General features: G+C 49.4%; 12 protein-coding genes. 1 reads left to right on the forward strand and 11 read right to left on the reverse strand.

Annotation, left to right across the window (positions count from 1 at the left end):
* The first annotated feature begins 290 nt into the window (after positions 1-290).
* Positions 291-2441 (forward strand): S9 family peptidase, encoded by a 2151-nt coding sequence (locus tag ABD880_RS07310; RefSeq protein ID WP_345164189.1) that lies wholly within the window; start codon positions 291-293, stop codon positions 2439-2441.
* 616 nt (positions 2442-3057) lie between these two features.
* Here ABD880_RS07310 and ABD880_RS07315 read toward each other — a convergent pair.
* From ABD880_RS07315 to ABD880_RS07365, 11 genes are all read right to left on the reverse strand, one after another.
* Positions 3058-4125, reverse strand: a complete 1068-nt coding sequence (locus ABD880_RS07315) for a fatty acid desaturase family protein (protein WP_345164191.1) — start codon at positions 4123-4125, stop codon at positions 3058-3060.
* Positions 4126-4521: 396 nt separating this feature from the next.
* Complete coding sequence (locus ABD880_RS07320) at positions 4522-5028, reverse strand: DinB family protein (RefSeq protein ID WP_345164193.1); 507 nt, start codon at positions 5026-5028, stop codon at positions 4522-4524.
* 88 nt (positions 5029-5116) lie between these two features.
* On the reverse strand, positions 5117-5530 hold the full coding sequence (locus ABD880_RS07325) for a hypothetical protein (RefSeq protein WP_345164195.1): 414 nt from the start codon (positions 5528-5530) through the stop codon (positions 5117-5119).
* Positions 5531-5577: 47 nt separating this feature from the next.
* Positions 5578-10563: a DNA repair ATPase gene (locus tag ABD880_RS07330; protein WP_345164198.1), complete on the reverse strand. Its 4986-nt coding sequence runs from the start codon at positions 10561-10563 to the stop codon at positions 5578-5580.
* Positions 10564-10774: 211 nt separating this feature from the next.
* A complete protein-coding gene (locus ABD880_RS07335) occupies positions 10775-11296 on the reverse strand; it encodes a hypothetical protein (RefSeq protein WP_345164200.1) in 522 nt (173 codons plus the stop codon).
* Between the two features lie 116 nt (positions 11297-11412).
* On the reverse strand, positions 11413-11955 hold the full coding sequence (locus tag ABD880_RS07340) for a hypothetical protein (RefSeq protein ID WP_345164202.1): 543 nt from the start codon (positions 11953-11955) through the stop codon (positions 11413-11415).
* 39 nt (positions 11956-11994) lie between these two features.
* Positions 11995-12675, reverse strand: a complete 681-nt coding sequence (locus ABD880_RS07345) for a hypothetical protein (protein WP_345164203.1) — start codon at positions 12673-12675, stop codon at positions 11995-11997.
* Between the two features lie 248 nt (positions 12676-12923).
* The gene (locus ABD880_RS07350) at positions 12924-15095 is read right to left on the reverse strand and encodes a flotillin family protein (RefSeq protein ID WP_345164205.1); all 2172 of its coding nucleotides are present in this window, start codon (positions 15093-15095) and stop codon (positions 12924-12926) included.
* A gap of 12 nt (positions 15096-15107) precedes the next feature.
* Positions 15108-15728 carry a hypothetical protein gene (locus ABD880_RS07355; protein WP_345164207.1) on the reverse strand — a complete coding sequence of 207 codons (621 nt, stop codon included), beginning with the start codon at positions 15726-15728 and terminating at the stop codon, positions 15108-15110.
* A 362-nt stretch (positions 15729-16090) separates the two neighbouring features.
* Positions 16091-16837: a PspA/IM30 family protein gene (locus ABD880_RS07360; RefSeq protein WP_345164209.1), complete on the reverse strand. Its 747-nt coding sequence runs from the start codon at positions 16835-16837 to the stop codon at positions 16091-16093.
* Positions 16838-16848: 11 nt separating this feature from the next.
* On the reverse strand, positions 16849-17247 hold the full coding sequence (locus ABD880_RS07365) for a YbjN domain-containing protein (RefSeq protein ID WP_345164211.1): 399 nt from the start codon (positions 17245-17247) through the stop codon (positions 16849-16851).
* Positions 17248-17253: the final 6 nt, after the last annotated feature.

Consider the following 17253-nt stretch of genomic DNA (forward strand, 5'->3'; position numbering starts at 1 on the left):
AAAAGAAATCAAAACTTTTATCCGTGTTTATTTACAACGCAGTCCTGCTTCGTGAATAAACAATAGCTATCATAGGCCTAATGAAGTCTATACAGCTGACTCTCTAAAAGGATTGTGCAAAGAATTATCCTACCTGAGTTATTATTGGTTGAATTACGCCAACATGCTCATCTTTCCACAAGAAGAGATAGGTGGTTACTAAAGTTATTTTTCTAGATTTAAAGAATGGCTTATAGAAAGCCGGCTGTACTCCAACCTCCACACACCAACCTGACATGAACAAAAAATGTATGGCTTTCCTGCTTTTCTGGTGGGTGAGCTTTTCCTATGGCTACGCGCAGCAACAGAATGGCAACCTGGTCCAGATCACAGACATGCTCAAGATCAAGCAGATGGGATCGGTAGCTTTGTCGCCGGATGGCAAGCAGGTGGCCTTTACCGTGACCAGTATTGAGCCAGACGCTGCCCAGAAAAACGAGTTCAAGTACGTGACGCAGCTGTACCTGCAACCCACCAATGGCAGTGCACCAGCACGTCAGCTTACCTACGGCACCAGCAATTCTACCCAGCCCACCTGGAGCCCAGACGGTAAGCAACTAGCTTTTGTGCGCGTGGCAGAAGGTAAGGCTCAGATCTTTTTGCTTTCCTTTGCCGGTGGCGAGCCTGTCCAGTTGACCAAATTCAAATACGGCGCCAGCCAACCGCGCTGGAGCCCCAACGGACAGCAGATTCTGTTCACCTCGGGCTTTGCGTTAAGGGAGTTGTTGGCAGACTCGCTGTTGAACCCTGGCCGTGATGTGCCAAGATGGTCGTATGAGAAACCGGGTTTCTTTCAGAACGAGCATTTAAAGCCTACTACCTCCAAAGCCAACCCAGACGGATCGCTGGCCGAGATAAGAACCTACTTGGACCAGAACGAAAAGGATAACAAGGCCAAGGTCATCAACCAGTTGTCTTTTCAGGAGGAGTCTACCACGTCCTCATCCATCAACCTGTCGCATGTGTTCATCATGGATGCCAAACCTGGGGCCACACCAAAGGATTTGACGCCCGGCTTCGTGTCCAGTTCCAACGCCCAGTTTGTGAACAACGGCCAGCAGGTGGTCTTTGAAGGCGATGCTTCTGCCGAAGAAAATCCTACCCGGGCACTGGAGAATTCCATCTATATCATTAATGCTAATGGGTCAAATCTAAAGACCCTGGTGTCTAAAAAAGGCTTCTCTTACAACGGTGTGAGTGTATCCCCGTCTGGTAAGATGTTGGCCTTCCAGTACAGCCCGGTCATGCAAGTGGCCAATCCTGTGCTGGCAGTGATGCCCGTGAACGGTTCAGCTGCCAACATGACCTCCATAGCCTATGACCGTACCAAGAGCAACCTTACCTGGGACGAGAAAGACCGCACCGTGTATTTTGTCTCTCCGTCCAATGGCGGGTTTGTCTTGAACCGTGCCGATGTAAAAAGCAAGAAAGTCGCCCAGCTCACTGACTTTAACAGCGGCGTGAACAGCTTTGATGTAGAGAAGGGGCAGTTGGTGTTTGTAAAGACCGAAGTTGCCAACCCTAATGAGTTGTATAGCGCTAACACGGATGCCAAAAATACCAAGCGCCTTACCTCTTTCAACCATGACTGGGTGAAGGACAAGAAACTAAGCCAACCCGAAAAGCACACCTTCACCAACAGCAAAGGCCAGACCGTAGAGTACTGGGTCATGAAGCCCACCAACTACGTAGCTGGTCAGAAATATCCGTTGCTGCTGGAGATTCACGGCGGGCCAACGGCTATGTGGGGACCCGGCGAAGGCAGCATGTGGCACGAGTACCAGTATTTTGCCGCCAAAGGCTACGGCGTAGTCTATGCCAACCCACGCGGTTCTGGGGGTTACGGCGAAGAATTCATGCGCGCCAACATCAAGGACTGGGGCGCTGGTCCGGCCAGTGACGTTTTAACGGCGCTGGACAAAACCGTGGCAGAAGGCTGGGCTGATACGTCCAAACTTGCCATCACGGGTGGCTCATATGGCGGCTACCTGGTGTCCTGGATCTTGGGTCATGACAAACGGTTCAAGGCGGCCTGCTCGCAGCGCGGCGTCTACGACTTGACTACCTTTTTTGGCGAAGGAAATGCCTGGCGCCTAGTACCCAACTATTTTGGCGGCTACCCTTGGGAGGCCGAGCACAAAGCCATCATCCAGAGTGAATCGCCGTTCACCTACGTGCAGAACATCACCACGCCGCTCATCATCTTCCATGGGGAGAATGATCTGCGCACCGGCGTCATCCAAAGTGAAATGCTCTACAAGGCCCTCAAAATCCTGAACCGCCCAGTAGAATATGTTCGGCACCCGGGCGCTACCCATGAGATCACGCGCACGGGCAATAACCGCCAGCGCATTGACCAGATGCTAAGAACTTATGAGTTCTTTGAACGATACCTTAGATAATGATTAATGACTAGTGATGAATGATTAATAAGTAGAGTTAGCAAGGCCGTTCCCATGGGAGCGGCTTTGCTGTTTTTGGCCTATATTCTGAAAAACAGGCCAAAAACGCAAGAGCCCGATCCCTTCTCCCTGAGGGAGAAGGTTAGGATGAGGGGGTTGACGGTAATAATGTAGAGACCAGACACGGCCTTGTCTCCCACGCATTGTCTTTATCTGCTTTCTTCTACTCTTAATGCGTTAATCATTCCGGGCCTTCATAGGGGGACGATATGCGTGATTTAATTGTAGAGACAAGGCACTGCCTTGTCTCACGCGCATTGCTTTCTGCTGCTGACTTTACCATCCCATCTCCTCCTAAATAAGGAGAGATGCTTTTTCATCTTCTGGTGTACCCCCCCTTCGCCCCCCTCAAGGGGAGAATCACCGGCTTGAGGCGTTCTTGGTATAAATACTCTCAGGTTTTCTAGACGCTAAGAGGTCTCTTGAGTAATCGCGGTAGTAAAGGAATACATAGTGTTTTTGGCTTATTTTCTGGAAAACAGCCTAAAAACGGCAAGGCCTGAATCTGGTAGATTCAGGCCTTGCCGTTTTTGTCGTTAGGTTCAGGTATGGGAGCTTATGCAGCTTTGGCCAGGTATCTCAAGTGTGAAATGTGAGAAGCAATGGCCGTTCTTGTTTTTTCGTACTCAATATACGGAATCTTATACTCTGCGCAAGTCTGTTTGATGATTTTGCTAATCTCAGGGTAATGCACGTGTGAGATTTTTGGGAACAGATGGTGCTCAATCTGGAAGTTCAACCCGCCCGTCAACCAAGAAACCACTTTGTTTTTAGTGGCAAAATTGGCCGTGGTGCGCAGTTGGTGAATGGCCCATTCATCTTCAATTTTGTTGGTTTCAACAGTGGCCACCGGGAAATGCGCGTCTTCTACGGTATGCGCCAACTGGAACACAATGCTCAAGACTAAGCCGGTAAACATGCCATACACCAAGAAACCTACCAGCCAAGGCAAGAACCCAACCATGTAAATAGGCACCACCACAAACATGATAAAGTGTTGTACTTTGAACGCCCAAAACGAGATATGGTCGGCGCGCTTCATTTTCTTTAGTGGAATGTCGCCCACTTTCTGAGTAAAGTACTTCACATAGTCTGTGAAGAAGATCCAGTAGATGTACAGCATGGCATACGCACCCCAGAAGTAAAAATGCTGGTATTTGTGGATGCCCAAATGCTTTTGATTCTCACAAAGACGCAAGAACGGACGTGCGTCCAGGTCATCGTCTACGCCGTCAATGTTGGTGTACGTGTGGTGAATGACGTTGTGCTTGGTGGTCCACATGAAAATGTTGGCACCCATCACGTTCAAGGAAAGCCCGGCCAACTCGTTCAGCCATTTCTTCTTGCTGAAGCTACCATGACCACCGTCATGCATCACGTTAAAACCAATGGCGGCCGTTACGCCGCCCAGCAACACGCACTCTAATAGCGCCACCCACACGTTTGGGGTGAAGAACACCAGGTGCACGTACAATAAGATTAAGCTGGAGATGAGGATGATCGCTTTGGTGTAAAGCTTATAGTTACCAGTGGGAGAAGTACCACGATCGGTGAAATACTGGTTAATTCTGTTTTTCAGCTCTGCGTGAAAGCCAGTGGGTTGCAAAAATCTTGGCGTAGCCATAAATAATAATTAGGTGATGGGAAGGCTACAGAATGAATAAAGGCCTTCGGCACAAATTTATATCTATAACTGACTTTAAAGGTAACGCTTTCTACGCAAGTTTTAATTCAACAGCCATTTGAATGGGGTAACTTTTTAATTTAGAAGCGCACCGTTTTTAGCCTATTTCTCTTAAAACAGGCCAAAAACGCCTTTTAATGTCATAGTAGAAATACGGATTATAGAGGCAGTTGGACTTAGCTGAAGCGATGAAATTTTATAAATATTTTTCTTGTAAGTGACTGGTTCAAGAATAAATACGATTCTTCTTGGCGAGTGCTATACATGCATAATCCGTTTTAGGGCTGTTTTCTGGAAAACGGCCCTAAAACGGATCATTGAAAAAGATTTTAGAGATTACCCTTTCTGCACGTCATCTGCGGTGGGGCCGTACATGCCCGGCACCGGAACGTCCAACAGCCTCAAATATACAGACAGCTGCCCCCGGTGATGAATGAGGTGGTTCATGGCTACGCTTCTTATTACGTCGGCTTTGGGCCGCGTGAAGATAGTGTGCATTCCATGGCGCAAGGTCCAGGTTTGGGCAAAGTCATCTGTGCTGGCACTGGTAAGCGCCTGCGTCACGCTGGCCACAACTTGGTCATGGTAGGCCAGCAATTCTTGCGTGGACGAAGGCACAAACGGAGTATACTTTTGCTGGACAAAGTCCATCTCCTGGGTACGCAACACGGTGGCTACAAACATCTCCGGAATCTCTGCCACGTGTGCCGCTAATTTACCCAAGGGCATGCTCTTGGTATGCGGTTTCCAATCAAACTTATCTGCCGGAATCCGTTCCAGCATCCGGCGCGTGCTTTTGGCTTCCTGGGTAAATTCTTTGAGTAGAACCTGGTTTAATTCCATAAGTGCAGAGGTTAGAAATAGGGTAGCTGATAAGTAGTTTTGGTGCGTTTTTAACAAAACCCTCTTGAGCTTCCTGTAATAATTAAGTCTATTTTATTCTTTCATCTAGGTACGCATCATCCCCATTGACGAAGGCTTCTAGAAGTTGTGCTGCCTGTTCTTTGGTCTGGTCAAGTAGTTCTGTGGTGTATTTCTCATCATGCTTTTTGACCAAGCCAAACAGACTCTTCACTATTTTTGGACGTCTGTAAAAGACATAGAATATGGTTTGTCCCTTGTCAATTAATGCAGACAAAAGCATTTCCCTTTTCTGGTCTCTTTGGGATATGTTTAACGTGGGAGAAGAATGGAAATCATCAGTTGCCGCCACTTCCATTTTATGAAGCCATTTTTCCCATGGCCATTCCAAGAACGTCTGTTTTAGTTTATAACCTTCTATGTAGCCCAAATCTACCTCTTCAGGTTGGAATGGATCTGAAAATGCATGGTGGAAAACGGCCATAGTATTTAGATTAAATGACTAGTCTTATAATAAACAAAATTGCTGTTTTAATTCTCTCCTATCATCAACTTGCTCTCTGCTTTCTTTTCTCCCAGCACTTGCTTTATTCCTTCGAGCCCCTCAGAAATGTTCTCCATCTGCGCCAGTACCTGCCCTACCTGGTTGCCCGCTCCGCCAAAACCGTTGAGCTTGTTGTTGCGCACAAAGGTGACTTTGATGTCTTCCCAGCGCTGGATTTCCTCTGGTGTGGCAATGTTAATGAGCTGTTTGAACTTGAGCATGTTGGCCTCGGCGCCGGTGGTCAAGGTCTGGGACTCTGACTGGTAATGGGACAAGATAAGCGTGTGCAGTTCCTGGTCGTTCATGATGGGCATCACCTTCTCGGCGAGCTTGTTCATGTTGCGATACGAGCCCTGCATCTTGAACGGCGGCTCAGTGCGGTACTCGTCTGCCTGGGCGGCAGATTTAATGTACTCCAGGTTCACCTTCAGGATCACGTCCCGTATGGTCAGCAGTTTCTTGAGCACCGACACGTACTCGTTGATTTCTTCGGCGGTGTGGCTGGCTTCCAGTTCCAAGCCTTCGCCGTTGCCCGTTTCCGCTAGCTTCACCAGTGCATACACGTCTTTCTGGCTCTTGGCAGAGAGTTTAGCCAGCACGGTGTTAGACGTCATGGCATTCTCCAGATAGCTTAGCTTGAACACGTCTTCGGTGTCGCCCAGAATGTCACCCAGGTTGTAAATATCGGCGCGGTTGGCCAGCATGTCAGGGATTCTGAACTTGTCGCCGGTCTCAGTGTACGGGTTACCAGCCATGACTACGCACACTTTCTTGCCTCTGAAGTCATACGTCTTGCTTCGGCCTTTGTACACGCCCTCAATCTTGCGCTGGGCATCACACAGGGAGATGAACTTCTGCAAGAACTCAGGATTACAGTGCTGGATGTCGTCCAGGTAAATCATGACATTGTCGCCCATCTCAAAGGACAGGTTCAGCTTTTCCAGCTCCTCGCGGGCGGCGGCATTGGGGGCTTCGGTTGGGTCAAGCGCCGTGACCTGGTGCCCGATAGCCGGTCCGTTGATCTTCATGAAGATGATGCCCAGACGGTTGGCAATGTACTCCATGAGCGTGGTCTTGCCGTATCCCGGAGGCGACAAGAGCAAGAGCATGCCCATGAGGTCGGTGCGCTTGGTTTCGCCGGCTGTGCCCATCTGCTTGGCCAGGTTGGCGCCAATAAGCGGCAGGTACACCTGGTCAATGAGTTTGTTGCGTACAAACGAAGACATGACCCGAGGCTTGAACTCCTGCAGGCGCAGTTCCTCTTCAAACGTGACGGTCATCTGGTGCTTGAGCGCATGGAATTCTTTAAACTGGCTCACCACCTGCGTCTCATACTGGCCCAACTTCTGCTGGAAGCCATGGAAATGCAACGGGTATTGCTGTTCCTGCAACAACGGGTGACTGCCTTGCATGCCTGCTAAGGTCTCGCGCAGATTTGCGTGCACCACTTGCTTGGGCTTTAACTCCTGCAAGAGCAACAACACCGCCGCCTCGGGCACATATTCTTCTGCGTCTGCTTGATTAGTTTGAGTGGCAAAGGCTTTCAGCCAATGTGCCATCAGTTCATATTGCTCTACTTTGTTCTCTTCTAAGGCCCCGGCAGATGCCTCAAACATGGCCCAGGCCTTTTTCTCTGTGAGGTACTGATGGAAGTTCTGCACCAGCTCGGCGGCCAGTGCACTCGTCACAAACTGGTCACCGCGGGTAAGCTCAAAGAAAAGATACTCGCCGGCCGCGGTGGCATTGGCTTCTGGTAATAAACCGGTCTCCTGCTGTAAAGCCTGTAGCTCACGTTGTAAATCTGCCTTGATGTTGTCAAACTGATGCGTTTCTGGGAACACCTGCAAAATGGCGCCCACGCCTTTGAGCTGATGATGGAACAGTTGTTTTTGGCCTTCTTTCATGAAAACAGCCCAAAAACAACGGGCGGCGGCGCGGTCAACGGCTGTGTAGCGGAGCAAGTCTGCGGTTTTAAACAAACGCACCAAGGTACTTAAAATTAGCACCGCGTCATGGTCGTGCACGCCTTTCAAATACCCTTCATTAAAGCGCACGGACATGAATTTCTGCACGTATTCCGTCAGCTCCTCCGCTTTAAGTTTATGCAGTTCATCCAGGGTGAATAGACGTAGACTTCCTTCTGCGGCCTCTCCCGTAGCAGACGAATTTTTAGCTAGTTGCGCGGCTTGCAGAATCTGGAAGGCCAAGTATTCGGCACGATAGACTTGGTTGTTCTCTGAGATAAGCGACTGCTCCCAAACGGGTCTGTAACTCAGGAAACGCTCATCGGTGATTTTCTCAAAGAAGCTGGTGCCGGTGAGGTGGTAGTACATGGCGTCCTCGCGGTGCACAATGCTCAGTTCCAGCGGCTGGGTATTCACCGTGAAATGGTGCGTCCCGAACTTGAGCACGTTCTGCCCGTCCACGAACAGCTCGCTTTTGTCTTTGAGCTGGCGTACGGCGTCTTCGCGTAACGTTTTCAGGCGGCTCTGGATGGCATCTGCCTTCACGGTATCGCCCATGGCCAAGAGCTCGTCTACGGTGGTGCGCACCTTCTCCAGCATTAAGTCAGACGCGAAGTAGCCGTTAATCTCAGCCACGGTGTCTAGCTTGCTGATGCGGCTTTGTACGGCTTTGAGAATGCGGTCGGCGGCTTGTTGCAGGGTGGTGGCGCGTTTGTTGCGGGCTTCCTGCAGGGCTACTTTCTTGCTTTCAAACGCAGAGTAAATCTCTTCGCGCTTGTCTGCAATGATTTCTAAAAAGGCGTCAAACTCAGAGAAGCGCCCTTCCAGCTCCTCCAACTGCACCATGAGCTTGGTCAGGTACTCTTCGCACTTCTGAGGCGTGTCACAGACGTCCAAAAAGTTGATGACGCTCTGACTGATGAGCTTGATTTGGGCATTAAATTCGGCCTGACCTTCAGAGCTCAGCAACTCTTGGCGTTTGCGTTTAAGGGTAGCTTTGGTTTTGTTAAAGGAGGCGTAGATGGTAGAAATGGCGTCTACAATGCGCGTGGTTTGGGTAGCGTCCTCAATCTTGAGGTTGCTTACAATCTCAATGAGCATTTCCAGCTCACTGCTCACGCCCGCAATCTCTTTCTCGGTGGCATCTGCTTCTACCACTTTGGCAATCTTGTCAATGCCCTGCGTGATCTCCCCTACCCGTTTTTCATAGGGCACCAGGGCATCTGGCTTGAGCAAGAAGGCCACCGTCTGGTTGGCAATCTCCTGACTGAAGCCCTGCAACTGCGCCTCATAGTCTTCAATGCGCGTCAAGTCTGCGTAGCGCAGTTCCTTTAAAGAAATGACCTCGCCGCGCACGGCACGCAGATCAGCCAGGGACTTGACAAAGTCATTGATGTGCCCGTTGCTCTGGACCTTCAGCTTGGATATCAAGTCACCAGCCAGGCCCAACACCTGGTCTACCTGCGCTTGTGTGCTTTTGCGTATGCTGATGACTTTCTCAAACTCCTCCACCGCGGCGGTGGCCGTCTGCCGGATGGCACCTACTGGTTCTGCCAAACCGAACGTCTCTTTCTGGTTCAGCCAGTGATACGAGTCCAGCAGGTCTGTAGTAATTTTAATGAGGTCCAGGTACAGGTTGTCATAGGAATCCTCTTTGTTGACCAGCGTCAGAATCTCGGTGCACTCGGCCATGGCCTGCACAATCTCCTTGTTGCCTATCTTATATAGGTAAGAGTCCTTGGTAACTGGTATGCTGAAGTTAGAGCCAATGTACGGCGTCTGCCAGATCTGGAGCGCATGGTGCTTTTTGGGTTCTTCGTCTGCCCTGAAATAGCATAACTCGCCGTTCTCATAAATGGCGTAGCCGTGGCAGATGATGGGGCTTTCAATCTTCTGGGTGATCAGGTTGTAGCTCAACAGCAGGTACACGCCCGAATCCTTGTTGTAGAAGACGTACAGGAAATCTTCGCCGTTGGGCGAGGTTATGCGCTTCTCAAACAACATCTCCTGCAAGCCGTTGTCAAAAGACTTGAACTCGCCGGTTTGCAGGTAATAGCCATACGCGTAAATGATGCCTTGGCTTTCTGGCAAAAACACGCAACAGTCCTGGATGGCGTCAATGCGGCGCGCTTCCTTCAGTTTGGCGTTGTAGACAATGTAGCGGTAGGCATTCTCGCGGTACGGCCTGATCTTGAGCAGAATGAGGTTACCGATGATGGAATAATACAGCTCTGAGTCGTCCAGGGTCTGGTCTTTGTCCTCCACCGGCTCTGAGTAAATGCCCTGGCCCGAGTCAGTGTTGTCCTCTACCTTGATGGTAAGGTCGCCGTTGATGGTTTCTACAAAGACTTTGTCCTCAATGGAGATGTGCGGGTGCTTGCCTTTGCGCTGGGCCTCGCGGGGTACGCGCTTCCAGGCGAAGTCGTGCTGATTGGGGAACTGGTACTCATGGTCTGAGCGGTTGTCCAGATAGGTGAGCGTACCGCCCTGAATGGCCCATTTAAAGGTCTTGATGTCATTAACGCCTTTGCCAATCCTGAACACCATGAACAGGTGCACGCCCATGACGGCAAACTTGACAAACTGCGTGTTCTTGTAGTATTTGTACAGCTTCTGGAATTCGTCCTGAAAGGCGGCGTTCTGGATGAGGTCCAGTGGCTGGTGATGGAACTGGTGCCCTTCATAAGAATAGACACTGAACACGTCGCTCAGCTCTATTTCTGTTTTTAAGCCCAGGTGCACGTTGTAGCCAAACAGCAGGAAATTTCCCACCGGCACCATGTCATAGGGCACGCAGTTGTGCTCCGTAGTGACACGCTCGGTGGCCAGCAACTTGGTCTCAATCGCTCCGAAGACCTCTTTCCGTTCCTGGTTTAGCTGGTCCAGCAGACCGCGCAACTCCCCGCCACTTTTGGCCAGACGGTTACGCAGAATCTCATAGGTGCCGCCTTCTAGTTGAACTGGATTGGTTGTGGAAGAGGTATTATTTTCAGAAGTAATAGTGCTCATGGTGGTAAAGGTTGTACCTCACCCCCAGTCCTCTCTTAGATGAGAGTATACTAATTTATTTGGGTGAAGTAGAATTTGGTACAAGTCCGTTTTTGGCTTGTTTCTGAGAAATCAGGCTAAAAACGACTGTTTAATTAAGAATTCAATATTCAATTTTACTTTATCCTGAGGCTCAATATCGAGTCAATGGAATAAGGCGCGTAGCCTCTACCTACTTTCTCGTTTTATAAGAGATGAGTGAAAATATTTCAGGATTCTGGCTTGAGCATTTTATCGTCACACTATCACCTATTGAGAGGTTTTTATCATTCCAAATTTCCTGATGATACTGTTTTCCAGATAATGTATATTGAAATACTGCGTACTCCCTGCTGTTTCGACCCGTCTTCATGTAAATAGTTTCTACTTTTCCAGATACCACCTCGCCATATTTCTCCAATTGTCCATTTTGGTAAAAGGTAGAAATTGCAAAAAGTGAGAAAAACATTAGGAAAAGGAGTATAACGCCCAACAATACATTACTAATTCTACCCCATCTACTATCAGGAAAAACTTGAAGGCGCCATACACCGAACCCTATAGTACTTATCATCACTAGACCAATGGCCATTTTTGGAAGGACACTGTCGTATGTATGAGAATAAAATACATGTAAGAGAACACCAATAACAAACGCCAAAGCTAATCCCCACGCAATCAATCGGTTTTGAGAAGCCTCGCGGGCTTTTATCATTTCTCTTACTCGCCTAATTTGGTCAGCGGATGGTCGCTTAGTTTGTGGGCTCACTTTAATGATCAGTTTTTAACTTATTGTTTAAAACTTCCTAGCATATGGCTTGAACTAAAAGTTTAATACAGATTATTCTCTTGAGGGAAGACCATAGTAAACAATTCAGGATCTTGACTTGAGCACCTCAATTGGATTCTTTCGCCAATTTTGAGATGGTATTTCTCATTATTCACTTCCTGCACATACCTTTTAGTATTTATATAGTAGTGAATCACAGCTGTTTCAGTGGTGGATTTATAACCTCGTTTCAAATAGATCAAATCTACTTCCCCATTGGCAGAAACACCATATTTCTCTAACTGATAGCTTTCATAAGCATCTTGCCCCTGGATCAACCCAAAGAAAAAAACTGCATAAATCAGAAGACCTATCCAATAATTAGCAAACCTATTCCACTTTGATTTGGGAATGACATAAAACCAAGAGTAATGCACAGCAGCAATACTCCCAATCGGAAACCAAATACCCAAGTCAGTTATATAACTGTCATAATGGTAAGCATGAAAAACAAACAAGTAGACACCAACAAAAAACGATGGAATGGCTACCCACGTGGCAACTACTCGTCCATCTATTGATCTACTTCTGGGTTTGCTTCTCAATCTGTTTAATTACCGTTACTACCTACTGCAACGCCCCCCTTAGTTCTTCAACTGGGCAAGTTGTTGTTTCAGTTCTTCTACCTTATTGGCCTCAGACTGCTGGTCACGTTTAAGTTTGATTTCTTTCTCGCGGGCGGCCTGCTTGTAGTTTTTGAATTCTTCGCTTACTTCTTCAAAGGCGTCTATCTTCTCCTGGGCCTCGGCGTTGCTTTTCTTGTACATGACAGCAAAAACCGCCGCTAATACGCCTAAACCTAGAATGATGCCCAAGCTCAGCCACACGTACACTTGCTTGTCCATGTCAAGGCCCAGCACAGAAAGGCTGGCTACGTCATGGGCGCCTTGCTGAATCTGCTGCTCTTTCTTGGCGTTCTCCTGCTGTAAGGCCACTACCTTCGCTTTCTGGTCGGCTAGCTCTTGTTGCGTTTTGGCCAGGGCCACGGCGGTTTCTTTGCCTGCATTCTTGATGCTCTGTTCCCTTACCCGTAAAGTGTCCTGAACGCTTTTAGATAAGGCATCAAAACTGCTTTCCCGCACTACTCTATAGGCCTGGCCGTTTTCTGAGTAAGAAGAAGACCTGAACTTTAAGGAGTTGAACTGTTGTGGCAAGGTATAGGCGGCCCGGTTTTTGGCCGGCGCGGCAGGTTTGGCTGGAGCTTGCGCCATGGCAGATGTCAAGACCGAAGCACTAAACAAAAGGGAAAGGGTAAGAGCTTTCATGGGGATAAAATCAAAGTCAAAAAATATTACCTCTGAAAATAAAGCTACTGATTTCCGGTGAAGGGTAAAAGCATACGCCCACTCTTCTCAGGTTTTTCAAATTTTTTTCCAGGGTAATACCATTCACAACGACCGCTCCCCCGCTTTTAGCCTCTTTTCCTGAAAATAAGCCAAAAACGATTCTTCCCTCAAGCCTCCTTCCTGCGCCTCCTCTCACTTGGAGAAGAGGCGCTTAGAAAGAGTTTTCTTTAGTTTAAGGTATACACCGGCTTGTCACCAAGACCCAGGGCCGTGGCCGTAGACGTCAGTTCCTTGAGCGTGTTGGCCGTGGCGTCATCCAGGGTCTTCTGTTGCATCATCTTCAAGAGCAGGGCAGAAACGCTTAGGTTACGCACATCTTCGGTGTCCATGCCAAACTGCGTGATGAAGCGCTGTAGGTTGGCTTTGAAGTCAATGTGGCCGTTGCCGTCCTTCTGGAAGAAGGCTTCTTTCACGGTACCCAGCACTTCGCTGTTGGTCACCAGGCGGTCTACCTGCTTGCCCTTGGTGATGGAGCCTACTATCTGATCAAAGAACATGGTCTCACCGCCTACAATGTCAATCTTGGCAGCTTTGAGGGCCTCAGAAATCACGCTGGCCTGGGCCGCGGCAATCTCTTTCTGGATGTCAATGTGGGCCAGTTCAATGGCTTTGTCTTTCTCCAGGCGTAGCTTGAACTCTTCGTGCTCTTTGCCTACGCCGTCCAGTTTCTTCATGGCGTCTGCCTTCTCTTCAATGCCTTTGGCTTCTACGGTGAACTTCTCTCCGCTTACACGGGCTTCCGCTAAACCGCGCTTCTCCTCGGCAGAGGCCAGGTTGGCGATGATAGAAGCGTCTGCCAAGCCTTTCTCCTGGGTTACTTTGGCGGCTACCATTCCTAGTTTCTCGTCGGCTTCGGCTTGGGCCTCTGCTTGAACTTTGGTGGCTTTAGCGGTGGCTATGGCCTGGCGCTCGGTTACGTTGGCTTCGGCCTCGCCTTCTTTCTGACGGGCGGCGGCTTTGGCTTCCATTACCTGGGCTTCAGACAAACCAACGGCGGCGGCTTGCGTGGCCTCGGCTTCAGCCATTACTTTGATGGCTTGGGCGCGGTTGATGGAAGAGGTCTTCTCGGCTTCGGCGTCAATCAACAACTGCTCAGCTCTAAACTCAGCGGCGGCTTTGGCAGCCTCAGCACCTTTGATCTCTTTCACCAGGGCTTCTTCGGCTTCCATAGTGGCCGTCGTGATGGCGACAGATTTGATACGCTCGGCTTCGGCGAAGGCTTTGGTGTCTTTGATTTTCTCTTCTTCCTCTACCACCGCTTTCTCTACTACCACGCGCTCTTTGATGATGGCCTGGATGTTCTTACGCTCTTCTTCTACGGCTTTATCTTTCTCAATCTGAGCCAGAGCCACAATGCGTTGCATTTCGTTTTCTTCTAACAGCTTAGCTTGCTCTACGCGTACCGTTTCAATGGCATCTGTACGTTGCTTGCTACGCTCGGCCACCAAAATCTGGCGGTCACGGTTCTGTTCTGATATCTGCACTTCTTCATCGGTGGCAATGCGGGCTCTTTCTGAGATCATGCGTTGCTCCTGGGTTACTTTCTCAATCTCGGCAGATTCTCTGGCTTTGATGGAGGCAATCTCGCGGCGTTGCTTTTCCTGGTTCTCGGCTAGTTGCTTTTCCAGCTCCAGAATAGTCTCTTGCGCTTCTACGTTTTGCTTTTTGATGGTCTTCTCGCGCTCGCGTTCAATCAGGTTGGCCTGTACTTTCTGCTTGGCAGTCAGGTCAATGATCTTCTTGATACCTTCGGCGTCCAGGATGTTGTTCTCATTGAGGCTAGAAAGCGGCGTCTGCTCTAAGTAATCAATGGCACAGTCATCCAAAATATAACCGTTCAAGTCTGTTCCAATGGTGGCCAAGATCTGGCGCTTGAACTCGTCGCGGCTTTGGTACAGGTCCACGAAGTCAAAATGCTTGCCCACGGTCTTCAAGGCTTCTGAGAACTTGGCATCAAAAAGGCTCTCTAAGGCCATTGGGTCTGAGGCGCGCTTACAGCCAATGGACTGCGCCACGTTCACCACGTCCTCGGCGGTTTTATTCACGCGCACAAAGAAGTTCACTTTGATGTCGGCGCGCAGGTTGTCTTTACAGATCAAGCCTTCTGTGCCGGTGCGGGCAATGACAATGGTTTTGAGGGTGATGTCCATCATTTCCAGCTTGTGGATGATGGGCACCACGAAGATGCCGGAGAAGGATACTTTGGTATCGCCCATACCGGTACGCACCATGGCTTCGCCCTGAATGGCCTTGCGGTACATCTTTATGATGACAATAAAGAGCCCGAAGACAATCACCGCCAGCATGATGGTGGTGGCTAGAGTAAGAGATTGAAACATAAGCTTGATTAATTAAAGGGATTCAAAAGGTTCTATTAAATACAGTTGGTTTTCGGGGAGGTAATCTATGACCAAGGCGGTTTCGCCTTTCTTGGCAAGATGGCCTTGGGTAGTTTTGACGTTGAGCAACAGCGGCGAGCCTTTGGTTTTGACCGAGGCCTGCCCTACCTGGTCTTCATTGGCAGGTAATAGAATGGTGCACAGTTGGCCAATCACGTTCATTTTGGGCGCTTCCTCGGTTTCCATGACCGTGAACAACTTCACGAAAGGCCAGGTAAGCAACTTAGCCAGAAACAAGCACACAAACCCAATGGGAAATAGTAGCAATACTCCCAACCAGCTGTCCTGTGTGCCCAAGGTATGGTTCACGCCCACGCTCAAGGCCCAAAACGGCAGCGCGAAGAATGACAGAAAAAACATGAGCGGCAGGCGGCCCAGGTTAAAGAAGGCCAGAGCCGAGTTCAACCAGGCAATGGAGGCAATTCCGTCAGCGTCCGCGTCTAAGTCAATGTCCAGAGAGCTAATGTCCAGCAGGCCTACAATCACAATGACCCAATAGATAAGGACAAAAAGAAGCAAGCCAGAGGCAAAGGCGTTTGCGCTGGAAAAAGAGGCTTGTAAAAGTTCAATCATACGCGGGTGGAATCTCTCCTATAAATCTACACATTCTCCTTTGATTCTTCTGGCATTTGAAGCCGACGGACAGAAATAATTCCTGCCGCCTGCCCTCACAACGCGTTCTGCCCCTTGCGTCTACCTTTATATCAGCAGAACGCCAAAGGTTAGTCAGCATGCTCCTTTTTCTATTTGCACCGGCGGTACCTTGGCCATCATTTGCATTTCTGCGGGAGTGGTCAACAGCCAAATGCCCATGGCCGCGAAAAACATAAACCCAAGTTTGCCCACCGTTTCTAGAGTTAAAAGTTAAGAGGAATGAGTTTAGGGTTGGTGGTCGTTTTTGGGCTGTTTTCTGGAAAACAGCCCAAAAACGCTCCTTATTCTGCTGGCGTGGCAGTGGTGGACTGCGGTTCTGACGGCGTGGCAAAGCCTAGCTTGGCTTTAAGAGCCTCTACTTCTTTGGCAGACTTCTGCGCCGAACTGCTTTCCAGCGCCTTCTCAATCTCCTGGTCAATGGAACGGCTCTCGTTGGCAATCTCTCCATACGACTCGGCCAAGGCTTCTTCTACCGCCACTTTCTCCTTCATGCGCTCCAGCAGGGCTACCGTACCAGATGAGTCTATCTGCGCCAGTTGCTTGTTGATGGTCTTGGTGGCGTTGCTCACGGTCACCCTGGACTTTAACACGCGCAGTTCATTCTCCCATTTGCTGATGGTAGACCTAAGCGTCTTAATGTTGGTGTCCATCTGGGCCACAGATTTCTCAAACTTAGCCTGGTCTTCTTGCGCAGAAGCGGCCAACGCCGTGTTCTCTTCTTTCTTCACCAGCGCCTCGCCGGCCAGACGATCCGCGTCTGCAGAGCTTAATTCGCCTTTGTGGGCCCGTTGCAAGAGTTGTACCGCCTTGTTTTCATAATCCTGCGCCTTGGCGCGGTAGGTTTCCACGTCGTTGCGCGACCGGATGGCCATGGACTTAACCTCGGCTAGGCCTCTCAGGCTTTTGTCCAGGTCTTCTTTCATGTCCCGGATGCCCTGCTCGGTTAACTTGATGGGGTTCTCCAGTTGGTCTACCGCTGAGTGGGCCTCGGCCTGGCCTATCTTAAAGATGCGTTTTAAAATATTCATGTGCGTGGTCTTTAGTTTTTTGAGAATTGAATGAGTTGGTCTGAGTATTCGCTCAGTAAAAGCGCAAGCGAGTTGAGGGAGGCCTCAATCTCATGAAGGTCCAATCGGGCCATTTGCAGGGTGTCCCTGAAGATGAGCTTCTGCCCGGTCTCATCCAGCACGAAGGCGCCATGAATGATGTCCCGGTTTTTCTGGAGCAGGCTTTGGCAGATTTCCACGGTCAGCTGGGGCAGGTCCATCAGGTACTGCTCCATAATAAGGAGCGGGTCTGTACAGCCAATAACCAGGTTGGTGATGCCCAAGCTTTCCTTGTCTACCACAAACACGCAGTCTCTGGAGTCTTCCAGCTTAATCTGGAAGTCCAGTTCCAGCAGGTAATCTTTCACTTTCAGGAAGTAGTTGTTTTCCATAGTATG

This window comes from Nibribacter koreensis (assembly GCF_039541795.1).
Taxonomy (GTDB): Bacteria; Bacteroidota; Bacteroidia; order Cytophagales; family Hymenobacteraceae; genus Nibribacter; species Nibribacter koreensis.

Excerpts from the sequence above, each read along its gene's own strand:
- ABD880_RS07360 (WP_345164209.1), bottom strand. The coding sequence starts at position 16,837 with ATGAATATTTTAAAACGCATCTTTAAGATAGGCCAGGCCGAGGCCCAC.
- ABD880_RS07310 (WP_345164189.1), top strand. The coding sequence starts at position 291 with ATGGCTTTCCTGCTTTTCTGGTGGGTGAGCTTTTCCTATGGCTACGCG.
- ABD880_RS07355 (WP_345164207.1), bottom strand. The coding sequence starts at position 15,728 with ATGATTGAACTTTTACAAGCCTCTTTTTCCAGCGCAAACGCCTTTGCC.
- ABD880_RS07330 (WP_345164198.1), bottom strand. The coding sequence starts at position 10,563 with ATGAGCACTATTACTTCTGAAAATAATACCTCTTCCACAACCAATCCA.
- ABD880_RS07365 (WP_345164211.1), bottom strand. The coding sequence starts at position 17,247 with ATGGAAAACAACTACTTCCTGAAAGTGAAAGATTACCTGCTGGAACTG.
- ABD880_RS07335 (WP_345164200.1), bottom strand. The coding sequence starts at position 11,296 with ATGATAAAAGCCCGCGAGGCTTCTCAAAACCGATTGATTGCGTGGGGA.
- ABD880_RS07345 (WP_345164203.1), bottom strand. The coding sequence starts at position 12,675 with ATGAAAGCTCTTACCCTTTCCCTTTTGTTTAGTGCTTCGGTCTTGACA.
- ABD880_RS07320 (WP_345164193.1), bottom strand. The coding sequence starts at position 5,028 with ATGGAATTAAACCAGGTTCTACTCAAAGAATTTACCCAGGAAGCCAAA.
- ABD880_RS07325 (WP_345164195.1), bottom strand. The coding sequence starts at position 5,530 with ATGGCCGTTTTCCACCATGCATTTTCAGATCCATTCCAACCTGAAGAG.
- ABD880_RS07350 (WP_345164205.1), bottom strand. The coding sequence starts at position 15,095 with ATGTTTCAATCTCTTACTCTAGCCACCACCATCATGCTGGCGGTGATT.
- ABD880_RS07315 (WP_345164191.1), bottom strand. The coding sequence starts at position 4,125 with ATGGCTACGCCAAGATTTTTGCAACCCACTGGCTTTCACGCAGAGCTG.